Consider the following 22,309-nt stretch of genomic DNA (forward strand, 5'->3'; position numbering starts at 1 on the left):
CCGCGAGCACCCGCGAGCGATTTCGAATTCATAAAGTTACCAACCGAAACCCGGTCAAGAACACTTTACGATTCCTTTTCCAAAATAATAGAAGTGAACCGCATCACATTCTTGCTAACACCGGGACCGATTCCACCGAAAAACGCGCGCCAGGATCGCCGGAACCAGCACGCCGAACCGGGTTCACTACTCGCTTTGCCACGGTTTATTAGTCCGCAAGGGGGAACCTTTGAGCTTGTCGACCCGAACGAAGTCCGGCATCGCGGCCACCGCCGCGGCAGCGGTCTGCGCCGCCGCGGCCACGACCTTGACCCTGGGCACCGGGTCCGCCGCCACCGCGGAGGACCAGCAGCCCGCGATCGTCGAGGACTTCCATTATCCCGGTGCGGACCAGATCCTCGCCGACTACCACGTCCAGCTGCTCTCCGGCGACGGGCACATTCTGTTCGCCGCCTGCCCCTCCGGCCCGGACACGGTCGGCCTGATCCAGGTCCGGACCAGCGAGCCGGTCGGGCAGGGCAGCGACGGCCGGGTGTGCTTCCACGTCATCGCGCCGACCGGTCATCTCACGATGAAAATCCCGGCCGTCTATTCCATCCGCGGCGACGGGATCAATTCCGGGGCGGGGCACAAGGTGCGCGCGGAACTGACCACCGACAGCGGGCAGCACAGCACCGTCGACGTTAATCCGAGCGGAACGACGCAGGTCGGAGTCGGAACCAATCCGCCCGGCGCGCCGACCACCTTGCTCCAATTAGACGCTTCCTCGTGATCGAGCACCGTCGAGCGGAAACTGTTTCTCCGGCAGTTTCCGTTCGACGGCCCCGGCAGCCGGGAATAGCACTCCCGCTCACCGGCACATCCGGTAATGCCGCGGTCCCAAGATCGATAGCGTAGCCGTGACTACTCCCCCACGCCTCAGGCTGGCCGTCGCTGCCTCGGCCGCAGTCGCGGCAGGCCTGTTGATCGTCCCGCCCGCGGACGCCATCAGCGGCGGAACTCCCGCCCCCGACAAGGCTTTCGACTTCGTCGTTCGCGTCGCTGCCGATGGGCACGGCTGCAGCGGCGTTCTCCTCGGACCGCAGTGGATCGTCACCGCCAGCGGTTGCGTGCCAGCCGGTTCCGGGACACCGGCAAGCCCGGTCACCGTCACGGCGGGCGCTGCCACGGCGAAGGTCGCAACCCTGATTCCGCGACCGGATCGGGATCTGGTGCTGGCCAAGCTCGCCACCCCGATCGCCAACGTCACCCCGATCTCCTTGGGACGGACCGCGCCGACAGCGGGCGAAACGCTCACCGTCGCCGGCTTCGGCCGCACCTCCGACACTTGGGTTCCGGACAAAGCCACGACCTCGCCGTTCACCACTTCGTCGGTCGCTGCCACCGCCTTCGGCATCACCAACGCCGACGGGCACGACACCTGCCTCGGCGACGCGGGCGGTCCCGCGATCCGCACCACGGCGAACAACACTCCCGAGCTCGTCGGGATCAGCTCGCGGTCGTGGCAGCACGGCTGCCTCGCCGTCACCGAACCCCGCCAGGGCAGCGTCGAAACCCGCACCGACGACCTCGTCGACTGGATCCGTGCGCAGGCACCCGAGCTGGCCATCCAGTGCCGGACAACGGTTCCGCTCTTCGCCGTCACCAGCGACCTGCAGCTCTACCCGCATCCGAACCCGACTGACGGCGGTCCGATGGATCCCCGCCAGTCCACGATCGGCACCGGCGGCTGGAACGGCTACGTCCGGCTCCTCGCCGGACCCGACGGGCTGCTCTACGGCATCCGCGCGAACGGCGACGTCTACCGCTACCAGTGGAACGGCACCGGCTGGACACCCGACTCGCGCACCGTTGTCGCCACCGGCTGGACCGGGTTCGACAACGCGGCCAACCACAACCGCATCACCATCGACAGCCGCGGCGACATCTACGTCGTCAACGCGGACGGCTCGCTCTCCCGCCGCCGCTACGACACCGCCGCCAAGACCTGGTCGTCCGAAACCCTCGGCACCGGCTGGAATTCCTACAACCTCATCACCGGCGGCGGCGACGGCGTGCTCTACGCCCGCAGCACCGACGGCTTCCTGTACCGCTACGCCTGGGACGAGGCCGGGCACAAGTGGGCACAGGAAAAGAAGCTCGTCGGCAACGGCGGCTGGAACGCGTTCACCCGCATCACCTCCGCGGGCGCGGATGTCCTCTACACCGTCACCGGCAAGGGCGAGCTGCGCTGGTACCGCTATCTGCCCTACAGCGACACCTGGTCCCCCGGCCCGACCGTGATCGGCGACGGCGGGTGGCAGCAGTTCTCCGACGTCGAGGCGCAACGCAATTCCTGCACCTTGGTTCGCTAGAACAGGATCGCCGTGCCGTAATTCCCTGTGCGGCGCGGCGGTCCTTGCCTAAGCTGGCCGTCGTGGAGCATCTCGGGAAGGTCGTGCGCTGGGAAGTCGACGAGGGCTGGGGCATCCTCGAATCGGCGGCCGTCGACGGGCCGGTCTGGGCGCATTACTCGATGATCGAGGCTGAGGGGTTCCGGTTCCTGACCGCGGGCGACCAGGTGCGGTTCACCGTCGAACGGGCCGAGCAGGACGGCTGCCACTGGCGCGCGATCCAGGTGCGCGTCGTCTGATCAGCTCATCAGGTACAGCAAAAACGGCCCCACGCCCAAAACCAGCAACGCCGCCGCGTTCGTCTTCCGGTACTCCAGCAGCAGTGCGACGAACTCCCGCAAGAACGCGCTCGGCACGAAATACGACGCCGTCTTCGCGCCGATCACGTTGAGCCGCAATCCCAGCTGCCGCGCGAGCACCGCGGTCCGGAACACGTGGTAGTTGTTCGTCACCGCCAGGATCGGCCCGGAAAAGCCTCGCTGCGCAAGCAAAGCGACGCTGAATCGCAGGTTCTCGCTCGTAGTCGTCGCCCGGTCCTCCAGCACGATCTGCTCCGCCGGAACCTCCGCCGCGAGGAGATAGCGCGCCATCGCGTCCGCTTCCGACGTCAGTTCGTCCGCGCCCTGCCCACCGGACACCACCAGCAACGCTCCCGGCGACCGCTGCTGCACCTGCACCGCGCGGTCGAGCCTGCTGGCCAGCAGCGGCGGCACCCGGTCGCCCTGCAGCCCGGAGCCGAGGACGACTACGGCTCCGGCACTGGCGCGGCGGGTGACCCGGCTGTAGAGGATCGAGTACAGCAACAGCGCCGTGAACAGGAACGCCAGATAACCGGTCACGAGCAGCACCGCCATCGCGGCCACGCGCAGCAGCGGCTGATCGTCGAAGATGAGCGAGCTCACCGCGAGAGCGAACACCGCGAGCAGACCGAGCCCGGCCAGCAGCGACAACAGGTTCGCGAGCCGCCGTCCTTCCCGGCGCAGCATTACGACGCCGTTCGCGATCAGTGCCCACGGCAGGGCCAAAGCACCGAGCCCGCCGACGAGCGCCACCACCACGATGATCGCGACTTGCGCCCATTCGACGTGGTTGAAAAACGACAGCAGCCACAATCCGGTGAAGCCGAGCGCGATCAGGAACCACACCGCGTTGCCGACCCGCCGCGGCTCGCGCGCGAACCGTACGACGAACACGAGCGCGGAAGCCAGCGCGAACAGCCCGGAAGTCATGGTCCAGCATTCTGTCTGGCACCCGCGAGCGGCGCTCGGGCAGGTACTCAGAGTGACGTCGTCAGGCCCCGCGCGCGCAGCACCGACCGTTCCAGCGGACGGAACACGATCAGCTCGATCGCCACCCCGACGAACAAAATCAGGAAAATCGCCGCGATCACCTTGGGCATCGAGTTGTACGACGACCCGTCGTTGAGATACGTCCCCAGCCCGACGCCGAGGCTCGGCGAGCGCGCGATCAGTTCCGCGGCCATCAGCGAACGCCACGAGAACGCCCAGCCCTGCTTGAGCCCGGCCAGGAACCCGGGCAGCGCGGCGGGCAGCAGGATGTGCCGGGCCGCGGCGAGGCGGCCGGCGCCCATCACCTTGCCGACGCGCGGCAGGATCGGCGGGATCTGGTCGATGCCGGACACGAGGCCGTTCGCGATCGACGGGACCGAGCCCAGCAGCACGACGAAGTAGATCGCCGCGTCGTTGATGCCGAACCAGATCACCGCGGCGGGCACCCACGCCACCGACGGCAGGCTCTGCAACCCGCTCAGCAGCGGTCCGATCGCGGCGCGCACCACGCGGACCTTCGCCACCAGGATGCCCAGCGGCGTGCCGAGCACGACCCCGGCGGCGAAACCCAAGGCGGCGCGGTGCACGGAGGTCCAGATGAAGCCGAAGACCGAACCGTCGGTGACCGTGCTCCAGAACTCGGCCCAGACGTCCAGCGGCGCGGGCAGCGTGGTCTCCGGCCAGAACGCGGCGGCCCACAGGATCTGCCAGAGGATCACCAGCAGCACGAGCGCGCCCACGGGCGGCAGGAATCCGCGCACGAACCGGCGGCGCAGCGAAGCCGGCCGCGCGCCGGTGGGGGTGTCGAGCCGGTCCAGGCCGGCGCCGACGGCTTCGTCGAGCTCGGGGGCCGCCTGATCAGGCTGCGGCATGGGTGCTGATCACCTTTCGCAGATCGGCCGTGATCTCCTCGGCCAGCAGTTCGGCGTCGGCAGACGGCACGTCGTCCCACTCTCGGACCACGCGGCCCGGACGCGACGACAGCAGCACCACGCGCTGCCCGAGCCGGACCGCCTCGCGCACGTCGTGCGTCACGAACAGCACCGACGTACCGGTGCTGCGCCACACCCGCAGCAACTCGCTCTGCAGCACGTCGCGGGTGATCGCGTCGAGCGCCGCGAACGGTTCGTCCATGAGCAGCAGCGCGTTGCCGTCGTCACCGCCGACGCGGTGGGTCGCGGCCAGCGCGCGGGCCAGCGCGACCCGCTGCCGCATCCCGCCCGACAGCTCGTGCGGACGCTTGCGTGCCGCGTCGCTCAGCCGCACCAGGTCCAGCAGCTCAGCGGCCTTTTCCCGACGCTCGGAACGGCCGAAGCCAGCGAGCCGCAGCGGCAGTTCCACGTTCCGGGACGCGGTCAGCCACGGCATCAGCGCGGCCTCCTGGAACATTACCGCCGGCCGCGAGGTGGTGAGAGTGATCTCGCCGGCGGACGGCTGGTCGAGGCCGGCGACGAGGTTCAGCAGCGTGCTCTTGCCGCAGCCGGAGGCACCGAGCAGGCAGACGAACTCGCCCGGTTCGACGGTGAGGTCGACCCCGTCGAGCGCGGTCACGGCGTTGCCGGCGGAGCCGAACACCTTGCCCACGCGGTCGAGGTGGACGGCGGCGGTCACTGGCCGGGCCAGGGTGGTGGTCATCGCGGATCGCCTTCCGGTCGGGACGTCATTTGGCCAGTTCGGGCGCGTTGACGGCGGGCAGCTGCTGCGCCTTGAGTGCCTCGTTGAGCGGGCCGAAGTCGGCGAACCCCTTGAGGTCCACCACCTGGTCGACCACGCCCGCGGTCACCGAGTCCTTGGCCAGCTGCGGGAACTGCGCGGGCACCGGGTCGGCGGTCAGTTCGATGTTCGCGAACGCGCGGTCGAGCACGGCCGGGCTGAGCGAGCTGCCGGACAGCTCCTTGAGCGCTCCGTTGACCACGGTCTTCGCCTCGGCCGGGTTCTTCTTCGCCCAGTCGATCGCCTGCAGCTCGCCCTTCAGCAGCGCGCGCACGGTGTCTGGGTGCTGCTTGAGGAATTCGCTGCGCACGATCGCGACGGTCGTCGGGAACCGGCCCTGCGGCCACAGCGACTTCTCGTCGACCAGCACCTTCGCGCCCGCGTCGGCGATCAGCCGCGACGACCACGGTTCGGGCAGCCAGCCGCCGTCGACCTCGCCCTTGCGGAACGCGTCGAGCGTCTTCGGGTTGTCCAGGTTGGTCACGTTGACCTGGCCGGTCAGGTGCTTCTCGGCGAGGAACTTCTTGAGCGCGACGTCCTGGGTGTTGGCCAGCTGCGGCGTCGCGATCGTCTTGCCCTTGAGCTGGTCGACCGAGGTGATCCCGGGCTTGACCACCAGCTGCGCGCCGCCGGTGACCGCGCCGGACACCAGCTGGATCGCGCCCTTGGACTTGGTGAAGGCGTTGATCGCCGGCCCGGAGCCGATGAACGCGACGTCGAGCGAACCGCCGAGCAGCGCGTTCACTTCGGACGGACCGGCGTTGAACGTCTGTGTCGTGAGCTTGGTGCCGCCGAGGTTCTGCGCGAAGAAGTTCTTCTTGACCCCGATCAGCGCGGGCGTGTGCGTCACGTTCGGGAAGAAGCCGACGCGCACCTCCCCGGCGGCGCCCTGGTTGGTCGCGGCCTCGGTGCGGTCCGCGCGGGTGCACCCGGCGAGCGCCCCGAGCACCGTCACAGCGGCGAGTGCGGAAGCGAGCAATCGGGTTCGCGGAAATGTACGCACAAATGGCCCTTTCGCGGTCAGCGGAACGGGGCGAGAATGACACGTTCACCCGCGAGACTGCATATGCATCCGCATCCCGGGAAATTGTGCGGGATTACTTGACAGGCCTGGGCCTCACCTGCTTGTCAGGAGCGAGACATCGCCGAACTCGTGCCACAGATACTCCCGTCGCACCGCCGCGTCGTAAGCCCGCTGCACCAGCTCCGGACCCACCACCGCTTCGAGAAGCAGCAGGTGGGAAGCCTCCGGCGCGTGCAGGCCGGTGAGCAAACCGTCGACCGCGCGTGCCGGCCGGTCCGGGCCGAGAACCAGTTCGGTCCAGCCCGCAGCCGCGGTGACGAGTCCGCCGGGATTCGCGGCGGATTCGATCGCGCGCACCGCCGTTGTCCCTACTGCGATAACGCGTCCACCCTGGTCACGCACCCAATTGACCAACGCCGCAGTCGTGGCCGGAACGCGAAATCGCTCACCGTACGGCGGTTCCCCGGCTTCCGGCGACGAGACGCCGGTGTGCAACAAGATCGGTGCGAACAACACACCGCGCGAGACGAGTTGTGTGACCAATTCCGCAGTGAACGGCCGCGCCGCGCTCGGCATCTCCGCCGAACCCGGATCAAGGGCGAACACCGTCTGGTAATTCGGCAGCGGCCACGCGCGCGGGACATAGCCGTAGCGGATCGGCCGCCCGACCTTCGCAAGATACCGCGGGACCTCGCCTTCTAATTCGATCTTCGCGCGCCACAACCGTTGCGCCCCGGCTACGTGCGGCTCGCACAACGTGACGACGGCGCCGGCGGGCAGCCGGAGCCGCTCCCCCGCGCGTCCGTCGAGGAGTGGGCCGCCGGGAGCGCGAAGCTCGACCACCCAGGTGCCGTCATCCAGCTCGGTGGAGAAATGGATGGTGATGACGTGGTCGTCCCGGACAGCGTCGACCGCGGCGGCCAGCGTGCCGGAAGTGTTGACCAACAGCAGATCGCCGGGATTCAAGAACGCTGCCAGATCACGGAAAACGGCATGCTGCACGCCTTCCGGACCGGCAGCGAGCAGCCGCACTTCGTCCCGGGCGAGGCCGCGCGCTTCGGGCGGCGCGGACGCGCTGCGGTCCTCGGCCAGGTCGAACCGGGCGCGCGGTGCGGTCATGGCTGCACCTGCAGATCCGCTGCCCGGAAGCGGCCGCTCGCCGGACGTTCGTCCAGCAGCCGCAGGAAAGCCGGTACCGCGGTCTCCGGCAACGGCCGGTCCGAGATGTCCTCGCCGGGGAATGCGGCCTGGTGCATGGCGGTGCGCAGATCCCCGGGATCGACGGCATACACCGCGATGTCCGGGTTTTCCACGCCCAGCACCGCGCTCACGTGGTCCAACGCGGCCTTCGCCGAACCGTAGCCGCCCCAGCCCTCATACGCCTCGACGGCGGCGTCGGAGCTGATGTTCACCAGCACTCCCTTTGCCGCGGCGAGCGCGGGCAGCAGCAGCCGGGCGAGCGCGAGCGGCGCGAAAACGTTGGTGCGGAAGACAGTTTCCAGCTCGTCCGGTGGATACTCGGCCAGCGGCGGCAGCGGGCTGACGCCGAGCGTGCTGGCGTTGTTGACGAGCAGGTCGAGCCGGGATCCGGCGGCGTCGGCGAGCTGGGCGCGGTGCGCGGGATCGGTGACGTCGCCGGGCACCGGGGTGAACCCGAGGTCCGCGGCGGCCGCACGCAGCGTCCCCGGGTCGCGTCCGGTGCCCAGCACTGTCCAATCGCGACGGACGAGAGCCGAGGCGAGTGCCCGGCCCAGACCGGCGGAAGCGCCGGTGACAACAGCTACTGGCATGGTCCCTCCAGAAGTAGGCGCCTGCCAGCGTGCGACCTCTACCTTACTGGAGGTCAACCGGTCGGCGGCCGCGCAGCACCAAATACGCCACGAGCGAAACCACGAAGCCGGCGTAGTAGGCCAGATCCGCCCCGTGCAGCGCCGCGGCGACCGGTCCGGTGTAGACAGTCGTGTTCATGAACGGCACCGCCGCCGCGAAGCCCACCACGAACGCCACCAGCGCGGCCCAGCCGCGAACCGGTCGGCGCAGCTCAGCCAGCACGTCGACCTCGCGGCCGCGACGCGTGCGCCGCAGCCAGTCCGGCACGACGACACCGAGGAACGGCGGGATCCAGTAACTCACCACCAGCAGCACGTTCTGGAATTTCGCCGCCAGATCGCCGCTGTGCATCCAGAGGATCAACGCGAACGCCAGCACCGTCACGACCACCGCGGAAACCGGACGACGCACCCGCACGCCGACAGTCTGCAACGCGAGCGAGCCGCTGTAGTCGTTCATCGCGTTGGACGACACCGCCGCCAGCGCGATCACCAGCAGCGCCACCGCACCCAGCACGCCGCCGCCGAGCAGCGTCGACACCCCGGCGGCGGTCTGGTCGCCCAATGCCGTGCCGAGGGCGAGACCGATCCCCTCGCCGATCGCGTACGACGCGGTCAGTCCGAGCAGCGTGTACCAAAAGACGCCGCTCGACCGGGTCGTGGCGGGCAGGTAACGGCTGAAATCCGACGCATAAGGAGCCCACGAAATAGCGAGGCTGAGCGTAATGGTGGAAAACAGCACGACGGCTCCGGCGAAATCGCCGCCGGTCGCGGAATCGGTGAACGTAATCGGATGATCAAGCACCACCTTTACCGCCAGCGCGACAAATGCGACAACCAGCACCACACTCATCACGGCCTGGACCCGGTGGATCACCGCGTAGCCGAACACGCCGAGCGTGCACTGCAACACCAGCACCACCAGCACCGCCGCCCAGAACGGCAGCCCGGTCAGCTGCGCCAGCGCCTCGCCGCCGAACAGCCCGACCAGCGCGTCCCACGCGATCGAGCCGAGCCATTGCACCAGGCCGGGCAGCACGACGCCGCGGCCGAAGGGGAGCCGCGCGAGCGGCAGTTGCCCGGTTCCGGTGCGCGGCCCCCAGGTGGACAGCCACGCGACCGGCAGCGAACCGAGCACGGTGCCGATCAGCGCGATGACGAACCCGGTGGTGAAACCGAGCCCGAGCGTCGCGCCGAGGGTGCCGGTGAAGACGGCGGTCATGGTGAGGTTCGGGGCGAACCACACGCCCGCGAGCCGCCACGGCCGCCCGAACCGGTTCGCGTGCGGGATCGGGGTGATTCCGTGCGTTTCGATCGCGAAATCCCCTGCTCCAGACGGCATTCGGCCCCCGAAGACCTCGGCGTCGATCCCGCTCATTTCGTGCCCTTTCTCCCGGCTGACCCGTGAGTCTGAACCGGAGTACCCAGCCTCGCCAATACTCTGTGGCGTTCCCGACCCGTTCTCGCCAAGATCGCGGGGTGGGGGAAAGACCGCGCACTCCGCTGCGCCATCGGGCATTCGCCGTTTTCTACACCGGACGACTGGTCTCGCTGCTGGGCAGCGCCATGACCCCGGTCGCGCTCGCGTTCGCCGTGCTGGGCAGCAGCCGCAGTCCGACCGACCTCGGCGTCGTGCTCGCCGCCGGGATCGTGCCGCGGCTGGCGTTCCTGCTCGTCGGCGGCGCGGTCGGCGACCGGTTCCCGCGCAACCGCGTGCTGCGGCTGTCGAACCTCGGCGCGGGCGCGGCGCAGCTGGTCGCCGCGGCCATCCTGCTCACCGGCAATTACTCGCTGGCCGCCCTCGCCGGCACCGAGTTCCTCGGCGGGGTCTGCACCGCGTTCACCACGCCGGTGCTGCGCGGGATCGTGCCGCAGATCGTCCCGGCGGAATCGCTGCGGCAGGCGAACTCGCTGCTGGCCACCGGGCGGAACCTCACCAAGGTGGCCGGTCCGGCCGTCGCCGGGGTCCTGGTCGGCACGGTCGGCGGCGGCTGGGCGATCGCCGCCGACGGGGTGTCGTTCGTGCTCGCCGCCTTGCTCTACCAGGCGATCACGCTGCCCCCGGCGGAGCACTCCGAGCCGGACAGCGTCTTGCGCAGTGTGCGAACCGGCTGGCGGCAGTTCTGGCGGATACCGTGGCTGTGGCGGGTGGTCAGCGCCTTCACCGTCTACAACATCGTGTTCACCGGCGGCTGGCTGGTGCTCGGGCCGGGAATCGCGCAGGACACGATCGGCGCGGCCGGCTGGGGCGTGGTGCTGAGCGTGCGCGCGGTGGGCGCACTGCTGTCGGGCCTGGTGATGTACCGGCTCGCGCCGCGCCGGCTGCTGCCGCTGGGCCTGGCGAGTGCCGCGCTGACCGTGCTGCCGCTGATCGCGCTCGGCCTGCACGCGGGGTTCGCGGTGCTGGCGGGGTCGACCTTCGCCGCCGGGTTCTGCGCGGGCGTCATGGGCGTCGCCTGGGACACGACGATGCAGGAGAACATCCCCGGGCATCTGCTGTCGCGGATGGCCGCCTTCGACGATTTCGGTTCCTACGCGGGCATCCCCCTCGGCGAACTGCTGGCCGGACCGCTCGGGGCGGCGTTCGGCGCGCCGCAGGTGGTGCTGGTCGGCGGGATCGTCATCGCCGTCGCCGCGCTGTCCCCGCTGCGCTCGCCCGCCGTCCGCGCGCTGCGGCATCCGCCGGTCCGCGTGCCGTGAAGGACTCCTTCCGGGAATCTGATTCCCTCAAGGAGTCCTTCACGGACCGATACGCAAGGAAGGGCCTGCCAGGGAATCCCGGCAGGCCCTTCCTTCACCCCTCGGTCACACCAGCAACAGGAACGCCACTCCGTTGGGCGAGCCGAGGCCCGTCACGTCGTCGTAGCCCTTCGTCGTGTGGATCGTCAGGTTCGGGTAGTCGAGCACCCGGGCGGAGGTCTTCAGCCCCTCCGTGGCGTCGACCCCGTTGGCGAAGTCCACGCGCTGCACCGCGCCGTCGACGTGCTGCACGTCGTGGATCGCCGACGTGCGCGACGTCAGCTGGTACAGCACCGGGTTGATGAACCCGTGGTGGTAGTGGTCGAGGCTGTCGGCCACCGCCATCACGCCCGCGAACACCGGCGACGCGAGGCTCGTGCCGCCGATCCGGTACTGGTCGTAGTAGACGCCGTCCGGGAAGGTCTGCGTCTGGCCGACCAGGAAGCCGGTGTTGGGGTCGGCGATCGCGGAGATGTCCGGGACGACCCGGCCCTTCGCGCCGCCGGTCTGGTTCTTCGTGGACAGCGCGTCCGGCACGATTCCCTTCTGGTAGAAGGGCTGGCCGAACAGCCGGCTGGTGCCGCCGCCCGCGCCGCCGTTGAACGCGCCCGGGAACGCCGGGGCGTACGTGCCGTCGGTCAGCGTCGACTTGCCGGTCTCCCAGCCGGTTTCGAAGATCCGCTTGCCGTCCTTGCCGACCGCCAGCGACGTCCCGCCGACCGCGGTCACCCACGGAGCCGAGGCGGAGAAGTCCGGCGACGGCGTGCCGAGGCGCGCGACCTCGTCGCCGTTGTCGCCGGAGGAGAAGTACACGCCGATGCCCTCGAGCACCGCCTGCAGCGAGATGTGGTTGAACACCTTGACCTCGGCGGCCGGGATGTCCTCGCCGGTGTCGCCGTAGGAGTTGGAGATGATGTCGGCCTTGTGGCCCGCGACGACGTAGTTCAGCGCGGTGTCGAGCGACAGGTCCTCGCAGTCCTGCCCGCCGACGTACAGGATGTTCGCGCCCGGCGCGAGCCCGTGCGCGGCCTCGACGTCCAGGGTTTCCTCGCCGTACCAGCCGGAAGCGTCGCACTGGTCCGGCGGCTCGAGCACCGGGTTCGGCGGGAAGATGTGCTGCTTGAACTGCTGCTGGGTGAGCGGGTGCGCCGGGTCGTTGCGCTTGGCGTACTCCGAGGCGTCGGCGTAGATCGTCGGCGACGCGAAGGCGTCCACGATGGCGATCGTGGTGCCGCGGCCGTCCGCACCGAACTTCGCGACCTGGTCCAGCCCGTAGGCCGAACGCAACTGCGCGGGCGTGTAGCCGCACGGCGCGTACGGAAGCTGCTTGCCGTTGTACGCCGGGTCAGTCGTGTCGGTCTTTTCGCCGTAGTAGGCGCTGCACGGACCAGAATTGCGGAACCCGTTGCTTGGCGGCGCGGTCGACGGGCTGGCCTGTGCCCGGGACTGCTTCTTCGCGGTCGGGTCCGCACCGTCGGTGTGGTCCGGCTTGAAGAGGTTCGTCGCCTGGTCGACGCCGACGACGCCGAGCACGTCGTTCGCCAGCGAAGCCGGAACGGACAGGTCCTTGTCCGCCGCCCGCAGCGTCTGCCCCTTGACCTGGTACTTGCCCAGGGTGACGGCGAACGCGCGCTGGACCTGATCGGCGGTACCGGTCGCCTCGACGTACGCCCGGTTGGACGGCACCTCACCGATGCCGAATCCGCTTGCGGACAGCCAGTTCTTCGCGGCGGACACGGTCTGGTCGGTAGCCGCGAACTGGTCCCGCACCTGGTCCGGCGACAGGTAATGCCGGTAGTTGCGACTGTTCGGATCGGACACCGACTGCGCCGCGGCCTCGGCCGCGCCCTGGTCCTTGAGGTTCAAGTAAACCCGAAAGTCCATAGTGGACGACCCGGCCGTGTCGGCCACCTTGGACTGCGGATTGGCCCAAACCGGGTGCGATTGCGGAATGTCCGCCCGCCCCTGAGCCGACGCCACGGCGGGTGAAGCGGCTAAACCGCCCACCACCGCAAGCGAAAGAAACATGGTGACGCTTCTACGCACAGCAACTCCCTCGTGTTGCGCGGCCCCTCGACCCCCGCCTGCCGCCGGAACGAGATTAGGACTGCCCGGCCCGCCAGGGAAGCGTCCGGCTCCCCGGTGCGGAACCGTTATCTGCTCCCCTCATCGCGACCAAAGGGACAACTGCGACCAAAGTCCGTTTCATCCGCACTGTCCACAGCGGAATGTCCAGAAATCAGAAGAATGCCCGTTCCCCCACAACCCCCTCCCAGCACTAGACGGCCAGCAACACCACCTACGAAGGTCGCACAATCCCATTCAGCAACACCAGAACCTCACCCATCTGCCGAGCGCACTGCCCAAGTCGCCATGAGGGCCACCCACATTGACTCTGATTCCGTGAGGGTTCCCCTCACGACCCTTCTGCGGTCCGTGAGGGACCCCTTCCCGGACCTGGATTCCCTCAAGGAGCCCTTCACGGACCACCCCGCCACCCGCGCGCCCGCTCGGGTTCCGCCCCAATGCGGCATTGGGTGCATCCCACGCACCGAACGCCACATTGGGTGCATCTGACGCACCCAATGCCACATTGGGGCGCTAGCCCCACCCCCACCAAACCCGCACCGGTGCACCCAACGAGCGAGGCACCCAGCCCCTCCCCCGCACCCCGATACGAAGCCCATCTGCGGTCTGGGGGTGCTTGTCAAGGCATCTTTCCCGCCTTGACAAGCACCCCCAGACCGTCAGCACAATCAACCTTCGGGGTGCCCCACGCACGCTCAGGCCAATGTCGCCGCCAGGCGACGAGGCCCATCGCCCCCGCACATGAAAACAATTCACCCCACCCCAGCCGAACACTAAGTGACATCCACCCCCGATATCACCCCATATGGGGTATTCCTCCCCCAGTGGATCTAGGCAACCGCCCCAAACGCTCCTAGCATGCCGACCATGGGGACCTTGCCGCCAAGGCGGGTAAATTGATTTCGCTGACCTTCCGGATCCTGGGGCCGTTGGAGGTCGTCGCCGAGGGCCGGGCCGTACCGCTGGGCGGCCCGAAGCCCCGTCTGCTGCTGGCCGCGCTGGCCCTCCAGCCCAACATCGTCGTGTCCACCGAAGCCCTGGTCGAAGTCCTCTGGCCGACCACCGCCCCCCGCTCCGCGGCCGCCAACATCCGCACCTACGTCCACTCCCTGCGCAGACGCCTGGCGGAAACCTCCCCCGACCTCGCCGACCGCATCACCAGCCGAGCGTCGGGCTACCTCCTCACCGTCGAAGAAGACGAACTCGACCACCTCGTCTTCACCCGCTTGGCCACCCAAGCCTGGGAATCCCAAGACGACCCGGAAACCGCACTGGCCCTGCTGGACCAAGCCCACTCCCTCTGGCGCGGCGAAGTACTGGAAGGCCTCCCCCACGACCCCACCTGGGGACCCACCGTCGCCCGCCTGGACGAACTGCGCCTGGCAGTGCAGGAACAACGCCTGCGCGCCCGCCTGGATCTGGGCCGCCACAACGAAGTCATCGCCGAACTCCGCGCCCTCGTCACCGAGCACCCGCTGCGCGAAGAACTCTGGCACCACCTCATCACCGCCCTGCGCGACTCAGGCCGCACCACCGAAGCCGCGGAAGCGTACGAACTGGTCGAACAAACCCTCGCCGACGAACTGTCCGCGAGCCCCGGCGCCGCACTCCGCGAACTCCGCACCACCCTCGAAGTCCCCTGCGCCAAAATCCCGCCGATCTGCCAACTCCCCTTGGATCTGCCCGATTTCACCGGCCGCGGCGAAGTCATCGAGCACCTGGTCGCGAAACTCCGCCACCACGCCGAAGCGGAACGCCCCACGATCGTCGTCCTCTCCGGCGCACCAGGCATCGGCAAATCCTCAATCGCCGTACGGGTAGCGCACGCCGTCCGCACCGTTTTCCCGGATGGACAGTTGCATGTGGACCTCGCCGGAACCTCGTCGTCGCCGCGCTCGCCCATGAGCGTCCTTGCCGAACTCCTGCGCGCCCTGGGCATTCCCGACTCCGGCCTCCCCCGGGACCTGGCCGAACGCGCCGCGCTCCTGCGTTCCCAGCTCGCCGGCCGCCGGATGTGCATCGTCCTCGACGACGCGGGCAGCGCCGCCCAGGTACGCCCGCTGCTCCCCGGCGCGGGCGCGTCCGCCGTACTGGTCACCAGCCGGATCCGCCTGCCCGACCTCGCCGGCGCGGTCCCGGTGGACGTCGACCTCCTGCCCGAGCCGGAAGCCGCGCGGCTGCTGGAAGGCATCGTCGGCCACGAACGAGTAGCCGCCGAACCCGAAGACGCCGCGGCGATCCTGCGCCAATGCGGACATCTGCCCCTGGCGATCCGGGTAGCCGGAGCCAAACTCACCCACCGGCCCACCTGGTCGTTGCGCATCCTCGCCGACCGCCTCCACGACGAGCACCGCCGCCTGGACGAGCTGCGCGTCGGCGATCTGGCCGTCCGGGCGAGCGTGACCCTGAGCTACGACCTCCTGCCGATGTCCGCCGCCGCAGCCTTCCGTCGCCTGGGCGCACTGGGCCCCGTGCAATTCCCCGCCTGGGCAGTCGCCGCGGTCCTGAGCCGCCCGTCCGCGGACGACGTCCTCGACGTGCTCGTCGACGCCCACCTCGTGGAGCTAGTCGCCACCGACGTCGCGGGACAGCCGCGCTACCGGCTGCACGACCTCCTGCGCGTCTACGCCGCGGAACTGGCCGAGCCCGGCGAAACCCGCGCCGCGATCGGCCGCGTGCTCGAGGGATACCTTGCGCTGGCAGTAGAAGCCGCCGAACGCATGCCGATCCACTTCTTCGGCCAGTACCACGACGACACCGACCTGGCCCTGCCGCCGGAAGCCGACCGTCTGCTGACCGACCCCGCCGCCTGGTTCGCCGCCGAACGCGCCACCTGCGTCGCCGCCGTCGCGCTTGCCGCCGAACGCGGGTTCGACGACCTGACCTGGCGGCTCACCGTGGCCCTCACGCCGTACTTCGACCTCCGCGGCCACCAAGACGACTGGCACGCCACTCACCTGATCGCACTGGAAGCGGCACGCCGGGCGGGCGCGATCCGCGGCGAGGCAGTCGTTCAGCGCAACCTCGGCCAAGTCCTGCTGTACCAAGACAACGACGCGGACGCGATGGTCGCCTTCGAGGCAGCACGCGAGCTGTACCAACGGATCGGCGACCAGCAAGGGCTCGGCGAGGCGTACGCCGGTCTCGGCACCGTACTGCGGATGCAAGGCAAAACCGACCGCGCGCTCGAACCGTGCCACGAAGCGCTCCGGCTGTTCGGCGAGGCGGGCGATCCGCACGGCGAAGCGGTGATCCGGATCGCGATCGGATCGATCTGGGTCGCGCGCAAGTGCTACGCGACCGCGCGCCGCTGGTACACCGACGCGCTCGAGCTGTCCTGCGAAATCGGCGACCGGCACCGGGAAGCCCATGCGCTGCAACGGCTCGGGCTCCTGAACCAGCGCGAGGGCAACCTCGCCGAAGCCCGCGAACACGTCACGCGCGCCATCGCCGTGTTCACCGATCTCGGCGACGACCACTGTGTCGGCTACGCGAACCAGAACCTGGGCGCACTGTGCCTGTACAGCGGCGATCTCGCGCACGCGCAACTGCTGCTGGTGAACTCGCTGAGCGTGCACCGCCGCAACGGCGACCGCCGGTCCGAGGCCGAGGTGTCCCAGCTCCTCGGCGAACTTCACTCCGCGCTCAGCCAGCCGGAACGGTCCCGCAGCTACGCCGAACGCGCCCGGGCCATCCGCCGCGAACTATCCGCCGGCACCCCGGTCGACGACCAGCCCCGCAAGACCGGACCGCACCGGATCGTGTCCGCCTGACGCGCGGGCCCGGTTGCGCGGCCAAACCCGCGCGCCGGGCCACGATGCGCAGATGAACACCAGGAAAGCGGCCGGTCACGTCCTTCTCGCAGTGGCGGTTATCGCTTTGTCGACTCCGGCTCCCGCTGGCGCCAAACCCAAGCACGGCAGGAGAGCGCTGGAAAGACCGCTGACCTACCGCCTCTACGCGACCCGAGAAGGACTCGTCGGTGGCACCACTTCGAGCGGGCACCGGATCACGGAACGGGACCATTTCGTCGCGCTCCCGTCCACGAAAACGGTGTCCTCGAAGGGAAGGGGGACTTTCACCGTCCGGGTCTGCCGCACCGACGGCACCCGCTGCGAGTACGCGCCGGTGTGGGATGTCGGGCCGTGGAACGAACACGACGATTACTGGAACCCCGCCGACCGGCGCGCGACGTTCGGTTCGCTGCCGCAAGGCGTGCCGGAAGCGCAAGCGGCGTACCAAGACGGGTTCAACGGCGGCAAGGACGAACGCGGCCGCACCGTGCGCAATCCAGCCGGTCTCGACCTGGCCGACGGCACGTTCTGGGACGGTCTCGGCCTCAAAGGCAGCAGCTACGTGGACGTCACTTTCCTGTGGACCGGCAGCGCTCCGGCCACCGGCGTGGTGACCGGCGGCGCCCCGCTGGTCGTGCGCACGTCCGCGAGCAACGACGCGCCCTCGGCCGGCTTGGCCGCCGACTCCGCGCAGGTGCCGATCGAGTGTTCCGTGCAAGGCGATCCGGTGGACGGAACCACGCGCTGGAACCGGATCGGCCCCGGGCACTATGTGTCCGGGGCTTACCTCCGAGCCGACGCGGCCGTGCCGTCCTGCTGAGGCTCAGTGCTGGTGGTGGGCATGCACGACGGCGTGCCCGCGACCGCGGCCGATCATCCACTTGTTGACCGGAACCGTGACCACGAAAGCGATCGCGAGCGACAACGCCAGCGACAGCCAGAACAAGCCGCTCGACAATCCCGCGTCCATCGCGCCCGGGATCGCCACGACCACGGTGTTGTCGATGACCTCCATGACCGCGATCGACACCGTGTCGGCGGCGAGCGCGACCTTGAAGGCGGCACCGAGCGCAAGGCCCGACTTGAGCACGCCGCGCATGGTGAGCGCGTAGCCGAAGACGAACGCCAGCACGATGGACAGCACCACAGTGGCCGCGTTGTGCAGGCCGAGCGCGGTGCCGAGAACCATGCCGAGCACTTCGCCGATGGCACAACCGGTGAGGCAGTGCAGCGTCGCCTGGGCGGCGGTGGACCAAGACGCTCCGTGCTGGTGTTCGTTCATGCTGGCGACTATACCCCTTGGGGGTATCAAGAACGCAAGGTCGCCCGATGTGATGACTGTCGCCCGGCACCGCCGCGCCAACCAGCCGACGGGCGGAGGCGAGGCTGCGCCGTCCGGCGGTTGAACTCGCTTGCGTAACCGTTTGGTCGCGTTCGGTTGACCCCCTGCCGTCACTGGCCCTACCTTCGGCTGCCAGGTCACATAGCCGGGGAACGGTGGGGGATGCGAGGGCGGACCAAAACGCTCGTGCTGGGTGCGGCGCTCGTGGCGACCGCGGCGGCGATGGCGGCCAGTTGCTCGCCGGTTCTGTCGGACTCGCCCCCGGAGCAGGCGAAAATCGCCTTCGTGCCGAAAATCGGCGGCATCCCGTACTTCGACGCGATGAACGCCGGCGGCATGGCGGCCGCCAACCGGCTCGGCGCGAAGTGGCTCCTCCGCGCCCCGGCGTCAGTCGATCCGGCCGCGCAGACGGCGATCCTGCGCCAGCTCATCGCCGAACGCGTGGACGTCATCGCGGTCGCCCCGAACGATCCGGCGCAGCTGGCCCCGACGATCGCGGAGGCGCGCGCGAAGGGCATTCACGTGCTCACCACCGACACCGACGCCGCCGGCTCCCAGCGCGAGGTCTTCGTGAACCAGACGACGGCCGACGGCATCGGTTCGGCGCTGGTCGACTCGCTGATGAAGAAAACCGGCGGCACTGGCGAGTACGCCATCGTCTCGTGCGGGCGCGCCGCAGCGAACCTCAACTCGTGGATCGAAGCCGAGAAAACGTATGCGGCGCAACGCTATCCGCAGGCGAAGCTGGTCGAGACGGTGTACGCCGACGAGGACACCACCACCGCCACAAAGCTTGCGAAGGAGATCCTCAACCGGCATCCGAAGCTCACCGGCATGATCGGCCAATGCACCACGGCGACGCCCGGCATCGCGCGAGCGGTGCGTGATCAGCAGAGGATCGGCCAGGTCTTCACCGTCGGCACGGGCACGCCGCAGACGATGAAGCCGTACCTGGTCGACGGTTCCTGCTCCATGACGGTGCTGTGGAACGTCGAATCCCTCGGCTACCTCACCGCCTGGACCGCCGAGCAGCTCGCGACCGGCGCCCCGCTCCGGCCCAAGAACAACGTGAGCCCGGAGCTCCCCGCGGTGCGCTACGACGCGGCCACCCAGACGGTCCTGCTCGGCGATCCCCTGCTGATCACGCAGAACAACGTGGATCAGTTCAAGTACTGACGGTCCTCAGCGCACGTCAATGGTCACGGTCAACGTGCGCGTCCGCGCCGGCAGCTTCGTCATGTCCACCTTCAGGTACTCGCCGTCGTCCTGACGGCCGTTCGGCTGCGTCTTGGCGTGCAGGGTGTAGGGAGCCGCCGAGTTCGCGACGCCGTCAATGCCGAAGTCGCTGTCGTTGCTGATCACCACGGTGCGGCCGCCGTCGGTCGTCGCGACGCCTTCGACCTTGTCGTGCCCGAAGAAACCGCCCCTCGGGTCGAGCCCGGTCACCAGGCCGCCGACGTCGAGGAACAGCTTCTTCGCCGCGGGAGTCACCCCGACCTTCGCCAGCGCATCCTGAGCCTCCGCGGTACTGGCCTTGCCGACGTACGCCTCGATGCTCTTGCCGCCGTCAACCAGCAGCCCGCCCTTCGCCGCGTCGTAGGTCGCGCCCGGCACCTTCGCCACCGGTCCAAGGTCGGTCGCCTTGCTCAGGTCGATCTCGAACAGCCTCTTGTACGCGCCGGGCTCAGCCTTGCCGTCGCGCTCGTCCACGAGAAACCGGGTCGCCGACAGCGCGGTGATCTCGGAGACCGCGGTGCCGGTCTCGTCCGGGTTGTCGAGCAGGTAGGCGTACTCGTGCGTGGCGCGGGTCTTCAGGTCGACCGTCACGATCCGCAGCGCGGGAACCTTGCTGGGCTTCTTCGTGAGATCCGGCTGCTGCAGCGCGGACTGCATGATGCCGACGAGCGTCCGGCCGTCCGGAGTGAGCGCGAGCCCCTCCATGCCCTTGTTCGGCACGCGGTTCTTGAGTTCCTTCGGCAGCGACCCGTCGAACGGAGAGAGCCGCTCGATCGCCCGGCCGTCCGCGCGGAAGTGCGTGATGAACGGGCCGTACTCGTCCGACACCCAGAACGTCCCGTCGCGTTGCGCGACGAGCCCTTCGGAGTCGTAACCGTTCGGCGACGCGGGCAGTTTCGCGCCGTCGCGGTCCACGATGGTCTCGCCGGTGTTCGCCAGGGTGTTGACCTGGCCGTTGTACGGCGATCCGTCGGCCGCGCGCAGTGGAATGTTCCGCTCCAGCACAGCTTTCCCGCCCTTGAGCCGGAACTTGCCGATGGCGGGCGTGAACGACGGCAGCGGCTCCACTTTGGACCCGTCCGGCGCGTCGACGTTCGGGCCGCGGTCGGTGAGCCCGTAGAACTCGTCCCGCGAACCCGGCACCGGGGTGAGCGCGGACCCGTATCCGCCGCCGGTGATCTTGACGCCGCCGACAGTGCCGAGCGGCGGCAAGTCCGTCGGATACAGCCGGACCGCGTCGCTCACCGTGTAGGTGAACGTGTCGTGTCCGGTGAACCCGGCGGCGGGCGTGTAGCGGAACGACCCGTCCGGGCCGATGGTCAGCGCGCCGTGCCCGGGATCGGTGTGCCGCACCACCGCACCGTCGCGCTGCGCGTCGCCGCGCACCTGCAGCGTGTGCCCGGCCCGCACCCGGTAATGGTCGTCCGGACGGCCCTTGGCCTCGGCCGGTCCCGCGGCGGCCAGCGGCAGCACCAGCGCGACCAACCCGATCTTCACGCTTTTCATTCGGCTTTCTCCTCCTCTGGCGTCGTTTCGACGCCTGGGGGAGTCTTGACGGCCGAGTTGGACAGCGTCCGTCATCGAGACGACTGCCGCGTTAACGAGCGCGCCGTGCTCGAGCCGCTACCGCACCTCCTCCGACGATCAGCAGGACCGCGGTGATGCCCCAACGCCGCTGCTTCTTGACGTTGTCGTGTGCTCTCGCCGCGCGTTTCTCGGGCAGTTTCGGGATGGCCTTCACCGGGGCGGCGCGCGACGGCGCCGGGGGCTGCGGCATCGGGATGGGCGGGATGATCGCGTCCGGCGGTTGCCGGGACGGGGTGGGGGTGACCGGATTCGGCGTGATGGGTGGCGGTGACGATGAGAACGGTGGGGACGGTGGAGTGGACGACGGCGTGGGGCTCGCCGAGGTCGATGGCGTCGGGGATGGAGACGACGTCGAGGGTGGTGGTGGCGTCGGCGTGGACGAGGTCGTCGGCGGGGCCGAGGACGACGGAGGCGGAGGCGGTGGCGGCGGAGGCGGTGGCGGCGGGGGTTCTGCCAAACACCCGGCACCGTCGGACATGACCATCGGCGGCCCAGTGCTCACCTCGACCGCGGATCCGCCGTCCAGCCGGTACGTGACACTCCGCCCGTCGACCCAGTTCGCGGTCGCGTAAAGCTTGCGGTCCGGCCCGAACACGACCGCACCGTAAGTCGCCTCCGGAAACCGCTCCCCCGGCACCTTCGCGACCTTCCCGGTCACCGGATTCACCGTGACCACCGCGCCCTCCCCTGTGGACGAAACCCCATACAGCAGGCCGTCTTCGGAGTTGTACGCGAAATCGTCCACTCCGGACGCGAGCCACCACGGATGCAGCAACACCGGCCCAGTCGCGGTGAGATAACCGGAACTGTGCGGGTCGACGTCCACTGTGTACAGACTGGTCGCCCGCTTCACGTACCAGGAGTTGCCGGACATCGCCCCGGCCGTCGCGCCAGTCACCCAGCTCCATACTCCGTGGTGCGTGTCACGGCCGACCCCGCCGAGGTCGGTCAACTCGCCGTCGGAGTCGATCCGCACCGCGTGCCAGCCGTCGCGGAAGCGCCCGTCGGCGACGCCATACGTCACGTCCTGCGCCGCCGAATACGCGATGGCATTCAGCGCGAAGGGACTGTGGTGCAACAGATGTCGCGCACCGGAGGGCAAGGTCAACCGCACGATGTCGGACGACTGCCCGTCGCGGCTTTCGACCTGGAGCATCCGGCAGGACGTCGCGGCCGCGCGCTGGCGAGCCGGAGCGAGCCACCCCGACGCGACGAGCAGCCCGGCGACCGCGGCCGCGGTCGCCGCCACAGTCAGGTACCGGGAACCTCGCACCG

The 22,309-nt window shown here is 69.2% G+C and carries 18 protein-coding genes; 7 read left to right on the plus strand and 11 right to left on the minus strand.

The window, feature by feature from the left end; translation table 11 throughout:
* The first annotated feature begins 235 nt into the window (after positions 1-235).
* The 3 genes from DMP23_RS26130 (at position 236) to DMP23_RS26140 (ending at position 2,632) form a co-directional block, all read left to right on the plus strand.
* On the plus strand, positions 236-772 hold the full coding sequence (locus tag DMP23_RS26130; protein ID WP_051173163.1) for a hypothetical protein: 537 nt from the start codon (positions 236-238) through the stop codon (positions 770-772).
* 127 nt (positions 773-899) lie between these two features.
* Positions 900-2,354, plus strand: a complete 1,455-nt coding sequence (locus DMP23_RS26135; RefSeq protein WP_337822808.1) for a tachylectin-related carbohydrate-binding protein — start codon at positions 900-902, stop codon at positions 2,352-2,354.
* A 62-nt stretch (positions 2,355-2,416) separates the two neighbouring features.
* Positions 2,417-2,632, plus strand: a complete 216-nt coding sequence (locus DMP23_RS26140) for a cold-shock protein (RefSeq protein WP_337822809.1) — start codon at positions 2,417-2,419, stop codon at positions 2,630-2,632.
* Here DMP23_RS26140 and DMP23_RS26145 read toward each other — a convergent pair whose 3' ends face one another.
* The 7 genes from DMP23_RS26145 to DMP23_RS26175 form a co-directional block, all read right to left on the minus strand.
* A complete protein-coding gene (locus DMP23_RS26145) occupies positions 2,633-3,622 on the minus strand; it encodes a YdcF family protein (RefSeq protein WP_337822810.1) in 990 nt (329 codons plus the stop codon).
* A gap of 47 nt (positions 3,623-3,669) precedes the next feature.
* Complete coding sequence (locus tag DMP23_RS26150) at positions 3,670-4,554, minus strand: ABC transporter permease (RefSeq protein ID WP_134727774.1); 885 nt, start codon at positions 4,552-4,554, stop codon at positions 3,670-3,672.
* Positions 4,541-5,317, minus strand: a complete 777-nt coding sequence (locus DMP23_RS26155) for an ABC transporter ATP-binding protein (RefSeq protein ID WP_037811954.1) — start codon at positions 5,315-5,317, stop codon at positions 4,541-4,543. Before DMP23_RS26155 ends, DMP23_RS26150 begins: the two co-directional genes overlap by 14 nt.
* A 25-nt stretch (positions 5,318-5,342) precedes the next feature.
* A complete protein-coding gene (locus DMP23_RS26160; RefSeq protein WP_037811955.1) occupies positions 5,343-6,398 on the minus strand; it encodes an ABC transporter substrate-binding protein in 1,056 nt (351 codons plus the stop codon).
* A gap of 114 nt (positions 6,399-6,512) precedes the next feature.
* Positions 6,513-7,538: an S-adenosylmethionine:tRNA ribosyltransferase-isomerase gene (locus DMP23_RS26165; RefSeq protein WP_337822811.1), complete on the minus strand. Its 1,026-nt coding sequence runs from the start codon at positions 7,536-7,538 to the stop codon at positions 6,513-6,515.
* Positions 7,535-8,209: an SDR family NAD(P)-dependent oxidoreductase gene (locus tag DMP23_RS26170; RefSeq protein ID WP_337822812.1), complete on the minus strand. Its 675-nt coding sequence runs from the start codon at positions 8,207-8,209 to the stop codon at positions 7,535-7,537. The genes DMP23_RS26165 and DMP23_RS26170 overlap by 4 nt, the downstream gene beginning before the upstream one ends.
* Positions 8,210-8,252: 43 nt before the next feature.
* Entirely contained in the window at positions 8,253-9,626 is a 1,374-nt protein-coding gene (locus tag DMP23_RS26175) for a purine-cytosine permease family protein (protein WP_337822813.1), read from the minus strand.
* 101 nt (positions 9,627-9,727) lie between these two features.
* Between DMP23_RS26175 and DMP23_RS26180 the strand changes: the two genes are divergently transcribed.
* Entirely contained in the window at positions 9,728-10,948 is a 1,221-nt protein-coding gene (locus DMP23_RS26180; RefSeq protein ID WP_337822814.1) for an MFS transporter, read from the plus strand.
* A 105-nt stretch (positions 10,949-11,053) separates the two neighbouring features.
* Here the strand turns inward: DMP23_RS26180 and DMP23_RS26185 are convergent, their stop codons facing one another.
* Complete coding sequence (locus DMP23_RS26185) at positions 11,054-13,015, minus strand: S53 family peptidase (protein WP_443111286.1); 1,962 nt, start codon at positions 13,013-13,015, stop codon at positions 11,054-11,056.
* 956 nt (positions 13,016-13,971) lie between these two features.
* On the opposite strand from DMP23_RS26185, the gene DMP23_RS26190 reads away from it, so the two are divergent.
* Together DMP23_RS26190 and DMP23_RS26195 are read left to right on the plus strand one after the other, a co-directional pair.
* Entirely contained in the window at positions 13,972-16,848 is a 2,877-nt protein-coding gene (locus DMP23_RS26190; RefSeq protein WP_337822816.1) for an AfsR/SARP family transcriptional regulator, read from the plus strand.
* A 52-nt stretch (positions 16,849-16,900) separates the two neighbouring features.
* Positions 16,901-17,689 carry a hypothetical protein gene (locus DMP23_RS26195; RefSeq protein ID WP_337822817.1) on the plus strand — a complete coding sequence of 263 codons (789 nt, stop codon included), beginning with the start codon at positions 16,901-16,903 and terminating at the stop codon, positions 17,687-17,689.
* Positions 17,690-17,692: 3 nt separating this feature from the next.
* On the opposite strand, the gene DMP23_RS26200 is transcribed toward DMP23_RS26195, so the two are convergent.
* Positions 17,693-18,151, minus strand: a complete 459-nt coding sequence (locus tag DMP23_RS26200; RefSeq protein WP_037811965.1) for a DUF4396 domain-containing protein — start codon at positions 18,149-18,151, stop codon at positions 17,693-17,695.
* A gap of 222 nt (positions 18,152-18,373) precedes the next feature.
* Here DMP23_RS26200 and DMP23_RS26205 point away from each other — a divergent pair, with 222 nt between their 5' ends.
* The gene (locus DMP23_RS26205; protein WP_337822818.1) at positions 18,374-19,387 is read left to right on the plus strand and encodes an autoinducer 2 ABC transporter substrate-binding protein; all 1,014 of its coding nucleotides are present in this window, start codon (positions 18,374-18,376) and stop codon (positions 19,385-19,387) included.
* 6 nt (positions 19,388-19,393) lie between these two features.
* On the opposite strand, the gene DMP23_RS26210 is transcribed toward DMP23_RS26205, so the two are convergent.
* Positions 19,394-20,953: an esterase-like activity of phytase family protein gene (locus DMP23_RS26210; protein ID WP_337822819.1), complete on the minus strand. Its 1,560-nt coding sequence runs from the start codon at positions 20,951-20,953 to the stop codon at positions 19,394-19,396.
* A 91-nt stretch (positions 20,954-21,044) separates the two neighbouring features.
* A complete protein-coding gene (locus DMP23_RS26215) occupies positions 21,045-22,307 on the minus strand; it encodes a DUF6923 family protein (RefSeq protein WP_337822820.1) in 1,263 nt (420 codons plus the stop codon).
* Positions 22,308-22,309 lie beyond the last annotated feature (2 nt).

This window comes from Amycolatopsis sp. A1MSW2902 (genome assembly GCF_017312175.1).
GTDB lineage: Bacteria > Actinomycetota > Actinomycetes > Mycobacteriales > Pseudonocardiaceae > Amycolatopsis > Amycolatopsis nivea.